Raw genomic sequence first — 13,510 nt, forward strand, 5'->3', positions numbered from 1 at the left:
GCAGATGCAGCAGGTCATCATCCATCTGCTCCACACCTGGCAGCACAAACGCGGCTACAACAAGGACACACCGGAACGCTGAAGGAGGCACACCATGAAACTGACTTACACCGAGACCGATGGCTATCTCATTCCCGATCTGGTCCTCCCCGAGACCGATACTCGCCCCATCGGCAAATACGGCGAACTGCGGCGGCAGTTCCTCCGGGAGCATCGCCCCGACCTGTTCGACCTCATGCTTCTGGAAGGAACGCTGCACAGCCACCTGGCCGATGTGGACGCCGAAGCCCGGCAGATGGTGGAAGATGCCATCACGCAAATGGCCCGACAGCAAGGCGTGGATGAAGCCCTCAAACGGGCCGATCCGCTGGCTTGGTCAGGGAGCATGAATGCAATCAAGAATGCAGCCGAGGAAGCGGTCCTGCCGGGCCTTTTGTACGGGGACGCGCTGGAGTGATTCCTTTTCAGTCCGTACAAAAAGACCTGTCCGCAGGGGTAACGAGCACTGGCTTTGTATAGCTTTTGCAAGCCATACGCCGCCCCAGCGCAGGGCGCTGGCAAGGGGCGCAGCCCCTATGACCCCCGAAAATCCAACAACGCAACAATGCAAAGACCGAGCCCTGGCGCGGCTCCATAACAAAACAAAGCCGCAAGGCCTGACGTAAAAGCAGCATCTACTTCGTTATCGGGGCACCGACATACATCCAGTATGGCGGTGCCCCTCTGCCTAGTATCTGCTGCCTTTACGCGGCCCTGCGGTGCTTCGCAGTTCATTAAGAACCTTTGTTTTCTTATGTCACCTGCGCTGGATGCCCGGTCTTTTGTTATATGGAGGTGAAATTATGTTGACTCGAAACGTGCAGATGAACATCCGGGTAACGCCGGAAGAGAAGCAGCTGTTTGAACAGGCCGCTACCCGATGCGGGCTGACACTCTCCCAATATATCCGTATACGGCTGCGCAACCAGATGCCCCGGCAGCTGCCCAACGCCGACTACCGGCAGGTGCTGGATGCCCTCACCGCCCTCTACCACAAGGACAACACGCCGGAGGTGCAGCGGGAGATTCTGGACACGCTGCTGGCCGTTCAGAGGGCCGTTACAGTGCCGCAGAAGGAGGAATGAGAAGATGGCTGTCACCAAGATATGGCCTGTGAAAGGGCGTCTGGATGCGGTCATACGCTATGCCGGAAACGAGGAAAAAACTCGCCTGCCGGACCTGACCGGTCTGTCTGCGGGCAAGGACAATCTGAGCGACGTGCTGCAGTATGCCGCCAATGATGCCAAGACCACCCGGGAAAGCCAGTTGTTTGTCAGCGGTGTCAACTGTGTCCCGGAGATTGCCCGCCAGCAGATGGAACTTACCAAGCAGCAGTTCGGCAAGACCGGGGGCACAGTGGCCTTTCATGCCTACCAGAGTTTCCGCCCCGGCGAAGTCACGCCGGAGCAGTGCCACGCCATCGGGATGGAACTGGCCAAGCGGGTGTGGGGTGACCGCTTTCAGGTGCTGGTAGCCACCCACCTGAACACCGATTGCTGCCACAATCATTTCGTCATCAATTCGGTGTCCTTCATAGACGGCAAGCGGTATAACGACTGTAAAAAGACCTACCGCGCCCTGCAGGACGCCTCAGATGAACTTTGCCGGGAGCAGGGGCTTTCGGTGGTAGACAAAAAGAACGCCCACCGAGTGCCCCGTAACCTCTACCTGGCCGAGAAAGCCGGAGAACCCACCCGGTATAACGTCATGCGCCAGGACATTGATCTGGCCATTCTGCGCAGCGAGACGCCCCGAGATCTGCCCCGCATCCTGCGCAAGATGGGCTATGAGGTGGACTTCAATCCCAACCACAAATACCCAACCATCAAGCTGCCTCATGACCGCCGCGCTGTGCGCTTCAAGACGCTGGGGGAAGAGTACACCCCGCAGGCAATGGCCCAGCGCATCCAGCAGAATCATGCGATGGGTATTTTCAAACGCATGGAGATCTACAACAAGCGGTATCCGCCAGTGCATCCCCATTACCAGAAGCTGCGTCAGGACTTCCGCAAGGCCATTATGGAGGCGTTCGGAATCTACCGCACCTACCTGTATTACTGTTACCTGCTGGGCAAGCTGCCCACCACAACACCCAACTACCGCCCACCTCATCCAGCCATGAGGGAGGATTACCGCCGCTGGGCAGAAATTGAAAAGCAGCTGCATCTTCTGGAACGGCATTCGCTGAATACCGCAGAGGACGTAGCTGCTTTTACATCGGAACAAGAGCAGAAGCTGGCCGCCTTGGAAACCCGGCGCACCAAGTGCCGCAACCGTCTGCGCCGCTGCCGCGACCCGACCGAGTGCAAGGCCCTCCACACGGAAAAGGATGAACTGACCAAACAGATCACCGAAACCAGAAAGGAGCTGAAAACCGCCCAGCAAATCCCTGCCCGTGTCAAACGTATGCGGGAGAACATCCAACTGTTGAACGACCGGGAGCAGCAGCGTGCCGCCCACCAGAAAGAACGATAACCACCTAATCACAGAAAGGACAACGACTATGAATCCCTACGGCATTTTGACCTCTTATGAAGAACGCATGAAAGCCAACCTGCAGCAGTACCAGCGCCCCGAGAAGGCCGGAACATTCCGCCTGCGCCTTGATCACCGCACCTGGGGCAAGCACATGTGCCTGTTCTGTTACTTCACCGATCTGGACGCCGGTGAGAAGATTCGCCTGGCCTGCTGGCGCGGTGCCGGGGAACGCTATGCCCCTCGCAAATGCACCATCGACTTCGCCAAAGTCCGTGACCGCACCGTCTGGCGCTGCACTCTGACCGCCAATGCATACGGCGACATCAACTGGACGGACGCGGAACCGCTGTAAAAAACAGCGCTCTCGCCATCGTAACGCGACATAAACCGACAGCCCCCATCTGTGCTTGCGCGCACAGGTGGGGGCTGTTTGTTATTTCAGTTCTTGTTCCAGATCCTTGAATAAGTCAGAATGGAAAAACTCCTCAATAGTGATACCCAAGCCGTCACACAGCTTTTTGATGGTGGAGACTGTGGCGCTGCGGTTTCGCCCGCTGATGATGTTATTGACAGTAGATTGAGTGACACCGCTCATGTTGCACAGTTTGTTGATGGAGATGTCCTGCTCCTGGCATAGTTCCAGGATGCGCTCTTTGACCGCCTCACCGATGTTCAAGGGTATCACCTCACTTCCAAGAAAATGATACCCGTTTGCTATTGAAAAGATTAACCCTTTTGAGTTAATATAACTCAAAAGGGTTGGTGATTTTCAGATGGATAAAAAGCGCTGTTTCCTAATCGGCCACCACGATGCTCCTGAGAGCATTTATCCCGCGTTGCAAAGAGAAATTGAACGGCATATCACCGAACTGGGCGTAACCGAATTCACCGTAGGACACTATGGAAATTTTGACCGCATGGCCGCAAGAGCTTTGGTTGAGGCAAAACAAGCCCACCCGGAAATATCCCTATGGCTTTTACTGCCTTACCATCCGGCTGAGCAAAAAGTAGAAGTGCCAGAAGGTTTTGACGGTAGCTTCTATCCCGAGGGGATGGAGAAGGTCCCGCGGCGGTTGGCGATTGTAAGGGCCAACCAGTATGCTGTGGATCATGTGGATTTTCTCATTGGGTACATTCGCTATGCAGGCAGCAACACCCAAAAATTAGTGGAAGCTGCAAAGAGGAAAAAACTTCAGCACAGCTTTTTATAATTACAGATGCCACACGGAATGCCGTCCGCATACCGAGCAAGTACCACGGCACCCTTCTTCCTGACCGCCATAGATAGCCATCTGCGTGGCAGGATACCACTGATTGCACAGCATGCAATAGTACCAATCATTGCCAAACGCATCTGTAACGGGCTTATCGGGTAACTGGTGATATTTATTTTTAAGGATTGTTGGAAAGTCACGCATGTGCTCTCTATACCGTGTAGCTGCCTCTCGGGCTTTCTCTTTCAGTAAAATCTGTTGTTGGGCTTTTTCTTCAGCTTCCCTCTGGATACGTTCTTGCGTCGCTGCTATATCGGCAAGCCGTTTGGCACGTTCGTTTTCGATTTCTTGCAGGCGTTTACTATGCGCTTCATTTTGCAATTTCAATTTGCCCTGAAGCCATTTATCAATTTTGGCGTTGCTGACCCACTGTTTACAGTCTGCAGATGCACACAAAACAGATTTGATTTCCTCTGAACGAATCATGTAAAGATCTTCCGGCATGAACACAGCTACTGTCGGTAATTGTTGAAATGGTGCGGGGGTCGGTGCTTTACACAAGGATTCTGGCGGAACCAGGATGAGGGCAAGTTTATGGGCAGGGGCCTTTGTTAAAATCAGAGCATCGGGGACGCCCTTCCCGTTTTTATGAATCTGTACCTCGTTCACTTGTACGGTACCGCTTTGAATGATGCACTCATCATCTTCGCCGCATTTCTGAGCATAGAAGCTGCATGACCTTTTGATGTCTTGGAGGGAAGCCTTGTGTTCAAGCGAAAACCCCATATATTCGCCATAATGAGCGGGATATACAAAATTCGGATTTTCTTGTAAGGCTTCAAACATCAATTGATAGACAGCCGTCATCACGGCCACCTGAAAGTCGCACGGTTTCCCGTCGTGGGCAAAATGCGGCTGCCTTATATCCCCCAACTTGGCAATAAAATGAGCTTGGCAAAGCGGGCAACTGCAGTTGCATTTTGCCCCCCTTCCGGCGGTGGTGATGTCGCGGATCATAACAATTTTACCGTTCCGCATGCCAAATGGATTTTTTAAATGCATTAGCAGCACCTCCCATATAAGCCATTTTTCTATCTATTTCATCTATTTCATTTTAGTATATCATATCAATTGTGACATAAATGGTACCATCAACAGCAACAGCTTAAAATGTACAATGTATACAATTTCAAGAACCAATAATAGGCACAGTGCCAAATTCAAAATAAGAGTTTCGCCAAGTGGGTAGTCTTTCGTTTCGCAGGCATCATGAGAATTGCAAGGCGTCAGAAAAATCGTGCAAACGCATGATTATTCTTGCGAATTCTTGTTGATTATGCTATCATTAATTACAACGCTGTCAGGTGTTGGAATAGACTATTGGCAGCAAGACTGCAAAAAAATGCTCTGCTGTCAGGCAGAGCATTTTTTATTGTGAGGGGGAGGTACTTTTTCTATGGCCGTTAGTTACAAAAGGCTTTGGAAGCTTCTGATTGATAGAGACATGAAAAAGAAAGATTTATGTGCAAAGGCCGGAATCAGTTCTGCTTCCATCACCAAAATGGGAAAGAATGGCCATGTTACAACCGAGATTCTTTTGAAAATTTGTACGGCATTAGATTGTAAGATTGAGGACATCATGGAAATTGTGCCGGATGATAAGGAAAACACCTAACATTCCATCCCACAGAAACAAGTACACACAAGAAAGTGAGAGAACACATTCTATGGCAGACAAAAACACCAGCAACATTGGCTTTGAAAAGCAGATTTGGGACGCGGCCTGCGTGCTGCGCGGCAACATCGACGCTTCGGAGTATAAATCCGTTGTGCTGGGTCTGATTTTCTTGAAATACATTTCTGACCGCTTCGAGGCCAAGTATAAAGAACTGGTGGCCGAGGGCGACGGCTTTGAAGAGGATAAAGACGAATACACAGCCGAGAACATCTTCTTTGTGCCGGAGAACGCCCGTTGGAGCATGATTGCTGCTGCGGCCCATACGCCGGAGATCGGAACGGTCATTGACGAGGCCATGCGCAGCATTGAAAAGGAGAACAAACGCCTGAAAGACATCCTGCCCAAGAACTTTGCCCGCCCGGAGCTGGACAAGCGCCGTCTGGGCGAGGTAGTGGACCTGTTCACCAATATCCAGATGGTGGAGCATGGCGACAGCAAGGATATCCTGGGCCGTACATATGAATACTGCCTGTCCAAGTTCGCCGAGCAGGAAGGCAAACTGGCCGGTGAATTCTATACGCCGTCCTGCGTGGTGCGCACGCTTGTGGAGATTTTGCAGCCCTACAACGGCCGAGTATACGACCCCTGCTGCGGCAGTGGCGGTATGTTTGTGCAGTCGGCCAAGTTCATCGAAAATCACGGCGGGAACATCAAGAACATCTCTGTGTATGGTCAGGACTCCAACCCTACTACTTGGAAGCTGGCACAGATGAATCTCGCCATACGCGGTATCGAAGCTGACCTTGGCAAGTTCAGCGCGGACACATTCTTCAATGACTGTCACCCGCAGCTCAAGGCGGATTTCATTATGGCGAATCCTCCCTTCAACCTTTCCGGCTGGGGACAAGATAAGCTGCTGGATGATGTGCGCTGGCAATACGGAACGCCTCCGGCCAACAACGCCAACTTTGCTTGGTTGCAGCACATGATTTGGCATCTCGCGCCGAACGGGCGGATTGGCATGGTGCTTGCGAACGGCTCGCTGTCCTCTCAGTCTGGCGGTGAAGGTGAGATCCGCAAGAACATCATCAACGCTGACCTTGTGGACTGCATTGTCGCAATGCCGTCCCAGCTCTTTTACACAACACAGATTCCGGTGTCGCTCTGGTTTCTCGCCAAGAACAAAAAGCAAAAGGACAAGACGCTGTTCATCGACGCAAGAAAGCTCGGCACGATGGTCACGCGAAAGCTGCGTGAGCTGACCGATGCAGACATCCAGAGGATCGCGGACACATACAACGCATTTGTTGACGGCACGCTTGAAGATGAAAAAGGCTTCTGTGCAGTTGTGACCACGCAGGATATTGCCAAACAGGATTACATCCTCACACCGGGGCGCTATGTTGGCATCGAAGAACAGGAAGATGACGGCGAACCGTTTGAGGAAAAAATGAGCCGTTTGACCTCTGAGCTTTCCGAGCTGTTTGCAAAATCCCATGAGCTTGAGGCCGAGATCAAAGAGAGATTGGGGGCGATTGGGTATGACATCTGAGTGGAAGACATCGCCGCTTCGTGATCTCGTGGGCTTTATTTCAAAAGGCATTGCACCCTCATACGCAGATGAGGAAAGTGAAACAACGGTTAGAGTATTAAATCAGAAATGCAACCGTAATTTTCGGATAACCTATTCTGAATCACGCCTCCATGATCTTGCAAGGAAAAAGGTTCCGGCGGAGAGATTTGTCAGAATAGATGATATTTTGATCAATTCAACGGGTGCGGGAACAGCTGGACGAATAGCGCAGATTTGCAATTTGCCCTGCGACACGATAGTTGATGGGCACATGATCATCATACGAGCCAATGATAAAGTTTCACAAAAGTATCTTGGCTACGCTATGAAGGCTCATCAATGGGAGGTGCTTCAATTAGATGAAGGCTCAACCGGTCAAACCGAACTAAATCGAGAGCGCCTTCTTGACGAAATCATGATTAGTTATCCGACCTCTTTTGCGCTACAAGAAACGATCGTAAAGACCCTCGAAGGGATTGATCGGAAGCTACTTGTCAACGAGGAGGTAAACGATAATTTAGCGGCTTAGAGCTGGATGCCGGAGACATCGATCTCACCGCTCATCAGCTTCGGCAAAAGACTATCTCGCAGCCGTTTGAGTCTGTCATTTTCAATGGCATTGCATTTTATCTGCTCAAGCATAGGCGAAACAATCCCTTGGTACTCGGCTATCTCTTCGGCATTAGGTAAAACCAGTTCAAAAGCAAGGGTATCAGATGGCGTAGTCCTTTGCCTACTGCCTGTCGATCCAGTAACATGACTACACATAAAATCTGAAAACGAATCGCTGTCAATAACCGAATATAAGAAATCAGTGATTTCTTGACTTTTGGCCTTATAGACAATGAACTCAGTTGAGCAGACAGCATTTTCAGTTAGGCAATAAGGTTTCCAGACGCGCTTTGTTGTCGGATTCAGCTTGGAAATCATAAAGCAGGAGTCATCGACGATAAACTTGTTGCTCTTAATCGCGGTCGATGGCTCAAACACAGGAAAATGCGCCTCATCAAAAGCAGGGATACTGTAATGCTCAAGTAGCATTTCCGGCTCTTTAGCTGGATTGAAGCTCTTTTTGGAGATAGTTGCCACATCACCGAGCCGTACAATGCGCCAGCCAACGGGTAATTTGTCGCGATCTACTGTTTCAAACCGCTCGTGGTAAAGCAGCTCGGCTTGCTGCTGTAAATTATCGTTTATGTTGTTATTCACTGCAATCTTCTCATCAAGTGAGCTGAGCAAAGCAACGACCTTGTTTTGGTACTCAATAGAAGGGAGCATTATCTCTTGAATACCAAGAGTTTTCACAGACAGTCCGGGTTGGGCTGACTGCCCAGAAAGTCTCCCTAAATTCATTGTGGACAGCAGATATGCAAGGTAGTGTGTGTTGTTCAAATTGTTAGCACATACAACAACGGCGTGTTCTGTCATATATGCTTCTCCGCTGAAATAGCGTACATTACCACAGAAAGCTCCCTGTCTACCAATAATTGCACAATCTCCACTAAAATTTGAATGATCTGTATAACCTCGCAAACCATTCCCGCCATAAACAGGGTATCGTCCTTCTTCACTAATCATCTTTGAAGATATACTTTTGCCACTACTCAATCTTGAGCAGACATTCTTGAGTTCGTATTTGGCGTACTCAACCATTATGTATCACCATCCTATCCGATGTATTTTCTATGTGCCAGCTTCACATTTTGCTGCTTCACCATTGCGTAATGCATGGTTGTATCGATCTTCTGATGCCCTAAGAGCTGCTGGACTTGCTCTATGGGCATTCCCTTGTCTATGGCTGAGGTCGCGAGCGTTCGCCGGAATTTGTGTGGGTGTACTTTGGGCAAACTCAAGCGTTTGCCCAGCTCTCGAAGCCGTGTTTCCACACCGCCGATCATCAGCCGGTCGTGCGGGGCTTTCAACGAGACGAACAGTGCAGGGTTCGCATCCGTGCGTTCGTTGAGGTAGTTCTGCAAATGGATTTTTGTCCTTGCATCGAAGTAGACAAGGCGCTCCTTGTTGCCCTTACCGATTACAACACATTCCCGCTCGTTGAAGTCGATGTCCTCTCGGTTCAGCATGACCATCTCTCCAACACGCATCCCAGAGGAAGCGAGTAGGTCAATGATTGCTAAATCCCTTGTAGTTGTGCAGCTATCACGCATCAGCTCTAACGCCTCGTCCGTGTAGGTGTCTTTGACCACCTTTGCTGTCTTTACCTTGTGAATCCGGCGTACCGGGCTTTTCAAAATGAAATCTTCATCCTCTAACCATGAGAAAAAGCTGGACAGTATGCGCCGGATGTTGTCAATCGTCACCTTGCTGGATCTGCGCTGCGTCTGGTAGGTTGTCAGGTACTTACGAAGATCATCCGTTGTTATCTGGCTGGCCTTCTTAGAGATAGCAGACAGCATAGATTCAATCGTTTTCCGGTAATACTTCAAGGTTTTCTCGGAACAGCCTTCTATGCGCTTGGCAGTAATGAATGCTTCGACGGCATCCCGTTCTTCCTGTTTTGGGGTGGTATCTTCATAACTTACGCTCACGCCTCGTAGCGCCTCGGTCAAAGCATCACCCAACTGCAATAGTTGTTCATTGTTGAGATACGGCAGCATTTTACGCTGTATCTCTTGGATAAGTTGTTCTTTCATCATCGTTCTCCTTTGTATTTAAGAGAACGATGAACAGTGGCAGTTCCTTTGAAGTGACTCTCGCCACTGATGAGAGTGAATAAGACGGTAAACGATAATTTACAGCAGCAAGCTCAGGCGTTGTTTAAGAAATGGTTTATTGACAATCCTGATGCTGCATTATGGCAGGAAGGCACTTTCTCTGATCTCATCGAAAAAACAATCAGCGGAGATTGGGGAAAAGATAAACCCTCCGGCAATAATACGGAAATGGTTTACTGCATTCGTGGTGCTGACATCCCGGAAGTCCGCGCTGGTAATAAAGGTAAAATGCCAATACGCTATATCCTCCCGAAAAACTTTGCTTCTAAGCAGCTTGTAAATGGTGATATAGTAGTTGAAATCTCAGGTGGTAGCCCGACACAATCTACCGGAAGAGCCGCAGCCATATCATCATCGCTGCTTGCACGATATGACAAGGGGATGGTTTGCACAAATTTCTGTAAGGCTCTAAAGCCGATAACTGGGTACAGTATGTATGTGTATCATTATTGGCAGTACCTTTATGATCGTGGTGTGTTCTTCTCATACGAGAACGGAACAACAGGCATTAAAAATCTCGATATTAGCGGTTTCATCGAGACAGAGCCGATCTTCATTGCCCCTGCGGAGCTGGTAAAAAAATTCGACACCTTTTGTCAGTCGGTATTTTCAAAGGTTTATGCCAATGGTTTAGAAAGCGAGCAACTTGCTCTTGTCCGCGATACGCTTTTGCCCAAATTGATGTCCGGCGAGATTGATGTCAACGACATTCGCCTCTAAGCCGCTAAATTAACAATATCCGCAATGCAAGAGAGGTCAATGTGAGGCAGTTGCAAGTACTTCGACGGTGGTGGAACAGTATCCGCATCAGAATGATGGCGATGCTGTTGCTCGTAAATATCATCATCATCGCCATTCTGGCGGCGGGCGCTTATACCATCTATAAAGACAGTTTTATCCGGGAACTGGCCGGTTCCCGGACGGATGTGCTGCGCCAGATTGCGGAACGCAGCCGCCAGTTCAAAACAAACCTGTACATCCTCTCCAACCTGTTCGAAAGTAACCCCGGGTTTCGTACCTATGCCACCGAACTGAATGCCGATAACCGGGAAGAGTTTTATTCGCTGATGGATTCCACAACGCGGCAGCTGCAGGAGTCCTTTATTCAGCCGGAACTGGACTTTTACGTGGTGTATGTGTCGGCGTCGGGCATCGGTTATTGCTCACGCCCCGTACCGGAAGGGTATGACTACATGGACCCCCGCCTGAAGGTATGGAACCGGCGTGTGGTGGAAGCCGACGGCGAAATTGTGGATGTGGGCAGCTATCGGGACCGCAGTCTGGGAACCGCCTCTTTTTCGGCTGCGCGTGCCATCCTGGATGGGGACGATATCGTGGGGTTCCTCATGATCAATGCGGACGAACGGCAGCTGTATAATATGTATGAGGATGTGATCCGCGACGGCAGCAATATTTATGTCACCAACGATATGGGGCAGATCATTTCCAGCAGCCGCGGGGAACTCATCGGATTTAACTATTTCAATAGGGACAAGCTGCAGCAGCTGTTCGGCTCCCAGGATTACATGATCACCCTGGCAGAGGGCGAACCGGTGCTTTTTACGCGGTATGTGGATACCGAAAGCGGGTTCACCATCTTTGAGGAAGCACCGCTGGAAAAGGTGTTGCAGCCTTTGCGCAGTATCCGGCATGTTGTGATTGTATTGGCTTTGTTGTGCCTGGCGGGCGGTATCGTCATGGCCTGGCATTTCTCCCGGCGGATTGCCGCGCCCATTCAGACACTGCGGGATGATTTGCGGGATGTGGAGCAGGGCAATCTGCACCAGACCTTTGCCATCTCCAGCTATACCGAACTGAATGAGTTGTCCCGGGGCATGGCCGATATGATGGAGTGCATCCGCGGACTGATCGAGAGCATCAGCAAAAACGAGCAGCAAAAGCGGCGGATCGAACTGAACTGGCTGCAGGCACAGATCAACCCACATTTTATTTACAATACGCTTTTTCCATCAAATGCATGGTGGACATGCATCGGAATGAGGATGCTACCATTATGCTGACGCATTTTATTGCCATTCTCAGAGAAATTCTGTCTACCCAAAAGGAAAAAGTCACGGTAGCGGAGCAGATGGAAAGCCTGCGGGAGTATCTGACTTTGCAGCAATACCGCTACGACCATGCCTTTGACAGTATGATTGAATACGACGAAGCCGCGGCCCGCTGCTGTCTGCCCAAGTTGCTGGTGCAGCCGTTGGTGGAAAATTCCATCCAGCACGGTATCAATATGCAAAGCGGCAGCGGTATGATCACCGTGATTGCCCGCCGCCAGGGGGATGCGGTTGTTATCGAAGTGGAAGACAATGGCGTTGGTATGTCGCCGGAAAAAGTGCGGCAGGTGATGGAGTCACCCGCCGTGACCGACCGCCCCCATCTCGGCATCAAGAATGTGTATGACCGGATCAGGCTGCATTACGGCCCGTCCTGGGGGCTGACCATTGACAGCAAGGAAGGGCGCGGAACACGGATCGTGCTCAGAATACCTGCGGAAGAGAAGGGTAGGGAACTCCCATGCTAAAAGTACTTGTAGTGGATGACGACAGCCCCATCCGCCGGTGGCTGGAGTACTGCATCAGCCAGCTGGAAGGATTTGTGCTGGCGGGTTCTGCGGCTACGGGCGCACAGGGACTGGAACTGTACCGCCGTGAATTGCCGGACATTGTGGTTACGGATATTGAGATGCCGGGCATGTCCGGGTTGGAGATGGTGGCACAAATTCAGGCCGTCCGTCCGGCCCACGTGATCATTCTGACCAGCCACGATAATTTTTCCTATGCGCGTACTGCCTTGCAGAACGGTACGGCAGAGTATATTCTTAAGACAGAGATCACGATGGAAAGCATGCGGGATCTTCTCTGCAAGGCGGCGCGGACCATCCACCATAACGGGGAAAACGCGGTTCGGTTGGAACAGGGAACACAGTTGCTGATCCGTCAGCTGGCTATGGAGCAGGATGCCCTGCCTCCGACCGTGCAGGAGTTGCGCCATCAGGGAATTGCCCTGGAAGATGAACCGCTGGCAGCCGGGGACCTGATGAGCCGGAATGCCGATGCCTTGCAGGAAATCCGCCACCGCCTGGAAGAGTGCAGCGCGCTCAAAAATGTAAGGTTTGTTCCGCTGGGGTATGAGCACCTTCTGTTTGTGGGCAATCTTCGCGGCAGTGACTCACTGGACGAATTACAAGAGTATTATCTCCGGGTGGCGGCCGGAATGGACTGTGTGCTGGGCTTGAGCGGAAAAAAGAGTGGCCTTGCCTCTTTGCCGGCAGCCCTGCAGGAAGCGCAGTCGCGCTGCAGGCTCCATTTCTACGAACCGGAGCGGTGGGTGTTCCTGCATGATCCGCTGGGGCCGGGGACCATCCGCCATGCGGAAACGGCGCGCATGAATTTCAGTAAGGAACTGTTTGCCCAAAACTATCAGGAAGCCTTTGCCATCAAGGACGAAGTGCTTCGGCAGATCTTGGAGGACCGTCCCACGGACCTGGACGCGGTAAAAAAGCTGTGTTCCTCTTTCTGCACCATTTTGCTCCATTTTTCAACGGAGCGGCAGGAGGAACTGGACAGCCGGGTAGAACAGTCGGAACAGGCGATCCGTTCGGCACATACCATCGGGGAGCTTCAGGCGGCGGTGGCCGCGGTTTTTGAGCCGTTTCACCGCAGTCTGCCGCAGGACGATCATTATTCACCGGCTATCCGGGACGCTATTGCCTATCTGAAAGCGCACTACCGGGAAAAAATCTCGTTGAGCATGGTTGCGCAGGCGGTCAACTTCAATGCGG

16 protein-coding genes are annotated in these 13,510 nt (G+C 51.1%); 12 read left to right on the plus strand and 4 right to left on the minus strand.

What is annotated here, in order from left to right; all coding sequences use genetic code 11:
- Nucleotides 1-94 precede the first annotated feature (94 nt).
- The 4 genes from H6B10_RS07000 to H6B10_RS07015 all read left to right on the plus strand — a co-directional run bounded on the left by H6B10_RS07000 (nt 95) and on the right by H6B10_RS07015 (nt 2,869).
- Nucleotides 95-457 carry a TnpV protein gene (locus tag H6B10_RS07000; protein ID WP_204650934.1) on the plus strand — a complete coding sequence of 121 codons (363 nt, stop codon included), beginning with the start codon at nt 95-97 and terminating at the stop codon, nt 455-457.
- A 385-nt stretch (nt 458-842) separates the two neighbouring features.
- On the plus strand, nt 843-1,124 hold the full coding sequence (locus H6B10_RS07005) for a plasmid mobilization protein (protein WP_243427295.1): 282 nt from the start codon (nt 843-845) through the stop codon (nt 1,122-1,124).
- 4 nt (nt 1,125-1,128) lie between these two features.
- The gene (locus tag H6B10_RS07010) at nt 1,129-2,514 is read left to right on the plus strand and encodes a relaxase/mobilization nuclease domain-containing protein (RefSeq protein ID WP_204650936.1); all 1,386 of its coding nucleotides are present in this window, start codon (nt 1,129-1,131) and stop codon (nt 2,512-2,514) included.
- Nucleotides 2,515-2,542: 28 nt separating this feature from the next.
- The gene (locus H6B10_RS07015) at nt 2,543-2,869 is read left to right on the plus strand and encodes a hypothetical protein (protein ID WP_204650937.1); all 327 of its coding nucleotides are present in this window, start codon (nt 2,543-2,545) and stop codon (nt 2,867-2,869) included.
- A gap of 81 nt (nt 2,870-2,950) precedes the next feature.
- Here the strand turns inward: H6B10_RS07015 and H6B10_RS07020 are convergent, their stop codons facing one another.
- Nucleotides 2,951-3,193, minus strand: a complete 243-nt coding sequence (locus H6B10_RS07020) for a helix-turn-helix domain-containing protein (protein ID WP_204650938.1) — start codon at nt 3,191-3,193, stop codon at nt 2,951-2,953.
- A 97-nt stretch (nt 3,194-3,290) separates the two neighbouring features.
- Here H6B10_RS07020 and H6B10_RS07025 point away from each other — a divergent pair, with 97 nt between their 5' ends.
- Nucleotides 3,291-3,728, plus strand: a complete 438-nt coding sequence (locus H6B10_RS07025; protein WP_204650939.1) for a hypothetical protein — start codon at nt 3,291-3,293, stop codon at nt 3,726-3,728.
- On the opposite strand, the gene H6B10_RS07030 is transcribed toward H6B10_RS07025, so the two are convergent.
- The gene (locus H6B10_RS07030; protein WP_204650940.1) at nt 3,729-4,793 is read right to left on the minus strand and encodes a hypothetical protein; all 1,065 of its coding nucleotides are present in this window, start codon (nt 4,791-4,793) and stop codon (nt 3,729-3,731) included.
- A gap of 394 nt (nt 4,794-5,187) precedes the next feature.
- Between H6B10_RS07030 and H6B10_RS07035 the strand changes: the two genes are divergently transcribed.
- The 3 genes from H6B10_RS07035 to H6B10_RS07045 are packed head-to-tail and all read left to right on the plus strand — an operon-like array spanning nt 5,188 to nt 7,511.
- Entirely contained in the window at nt 5,188-5,406 is a 219-nt protein-coding gene (locus H6B10_RS07035; RefSeq protein WP_204650941.1) for a helix-turn-helix domain-containing protein, read from the plus strand.
- A gap of 52 nt (nt 5,407-5,458) precedes the next feature.
- Nucleotides 5,459-6,961 carry a type I restriction-modification system subunit M gene (locus H6B10_RS07040; protein WP_204650942.1) on the plus strand — a complete coding sequence of 501 codons (1,503 nt, stop codon included), beginning with the start codon at nt 5,459-5,461 and terminating at the stop codon, nt 6,959-6,961.
- Nucleotides 6,951-7,511, plus strand: coding sequence for a restriction endonuclease subunit S (locus H6B10_RS07045; protein WP_243427296.1), 561 nt, complete (start codon nt 6,951-6,953; stop codon nt 7,509-7,511). Before H6B10_RS07040 ends, H6B10_RS07045 begins: the two co-directional genes overlap by 11 nt.
- Here H6B10_RS07045 and H6B10_RS07050 read toward each other — a convergent pair.
- Both H6B10_RS07050 and xerA read right to left on the minus strand, forming a co-directional pair.
- Nucleotides 7,508-8,635, minus strand: a complete 1,128-nt coding sequence (locus tag H6B10_RS07050) for a restriction endonuclease subunit S (protein WP_204650944.1) — start codon at nt 8,633-8,635, stop codon at nt 7,508-7,510. The genes H6B10_RS07045 and H6B10_RS07050 overlap by 4 nt on opposite strands.
- Before the next feature lie 14 nt (nt 8,636-8,649).
- Nucleotides 8,650-9,633: a site-specific tyrosine recombinase/integron integrase gene (gene xerA, locus H6B10_RS07055; protein ID WP_204650945.1), complete on the minus strand. Its 984-nt coding sequence runs from the start codon at nt 9,631-9,633 to the stop codon at nt 8,650-8,652.
- Nucleotides 9,634-9,708: 75 nt separating this feature from the next.
- Between xerA and H6B10_RS07060 the strand changes: the two genes are divergently transcribed.
- The 4 genes from H6B10_RS07060 to H6B10_RS07075 all read left to right on the plus strand — a co-directional run.
- Nucleotides 9,709-10,434, plus strand: coding sequence for a restriction endonuclease subunit S (locus tag H6B10_RS07060; RefSeq protein ID WP_204650946.1), 726 nt, complete (start codon nt 9,709-9,711; stop codon nt 10,432-10,434).
- Between the two features lie 101 nt (nt 10,435-10,535).
- Nucleotides 10,536-11,735, plus strand: coding sequence for a cache domain-containing sensor histidine kinase (locus tag H6B10_RS07065; RefSeq protein ID WP_204650947.1), 1,200 nt, complete (start codon nt 10,536-10,538; stop codon nt 11,733-11,735).
- Nucleotides 11,684-12,250, plus strand: a complete 567-nt coding sequence (locus H6B10_RS07070; protein ID WP_345941716.1) for a sensor histidine kinase — start codon at nt 11,684-11,686, stop codon at nt 12,248-12,250. The genes H6B10_RS07065 and H6B10_RS07070 overlap by 52 nt, the downstream gene beginning before the upstream one ends.
- A partial coding sequence (locus tag H6B10_RS07075) for a response regulator (RefSeq protein ID WP_204650949.1) occupies nt 12,244-13,510 on the plus strand: 1,267 nt, incomplete at its 3' end. The genes H6B10_RS07070 and H6B10_RS07075, both read left to right, overlap by 7 nt.

The sequence above is a fragment of the Gemmiger formicilis genome (genome assembly GCF_016901605.1).
GTDB lineage: Bacteria > Bacillota > Clostridia > Oscillospirales > Ruminococcaceae > Gemmiger > Gemmiger formicilis_B.

Coding starts and splice junctions, on each gene's coding strand:
- H6B10_RS07000 (WP_204650934.1), top strand. CDS start 95: ATGAAACTGACTTACACCGAGACCGATGGCTATCTCATTCCCGATCTG.
- H6B10_RS07005 (WP_243427295.1), top strand. CDS start 843: ATGTTGACTCGAAACGTGCAGATGAACATCCGGGTAACGCCGGAAGAG.
- H6B10_RS07010 (WP_204650936.1), top strand. CDS start 1,129: ATGGCTGTCACCAAGATATGGCCTGTGAAAGGGCGTCTGGATGCGGTC.
- H6B10_RS07015 (WP_204650937.1), top strand. CDS start 2,543: ATGAATCCCTACGGCATTTTGACCTCTTATGAAGAACGCATGAAAGCC.
- H6B10_RS07025 (WP_204650939.1), top strand. CDS start 3,291: ATGGATAAAAAGCGCTGTTTCCTAATCGGCCACCACGATGCTCCTGAG.
- H6B10_RS07030 (WP_204650940.1), bottom strand. CDS start 4,793: ATGCATTTAAAAAATCCATTTGGCATGCGGAACGGTAAAATTGTTATG.
- H6B10_RS07035 (WP_204650941.1), top strand. CDS start 5,188: ATGGCCGTTAGTTACAAAAGGCTTTGGAAGCTTCTGATTGATAGAGAC.
- H6B10_RS07040 (WP_204650942.1), top strand. CDS start 5,459: ATGGCAGACAAAAACACCAGCAACATTGGCTTTGAAAAGCAGATTTGG.
- H6B10_RS07045 (WP_243427296.1), top strand. CDS start 6,951: ATGACATCTGAGTGGAAGACATCGCCGCTTCGTGATCTCGTGGGCTTT.
- H6B10_RS07050 (WP_204650944.1), bottom strand. CDS start 8,635: ATGGTTGAGTACGCCAAATACGAACTCAAGAATGTCTGCTCAAGATTG.
- xerA (WP_204650945.1), bottom strand. CDS start 9,633: ATGAAAGAACAACTTATCCAAGAGATACAGCGTAAAATGCTGCCGTAT.
- H6B10_RS07065 (WP_204650947.1), top strand. CDS start 10,536: ATGCTGTTGCTCGTAAATATCATCATCATCGCCATTCTGGCGGCGGGC.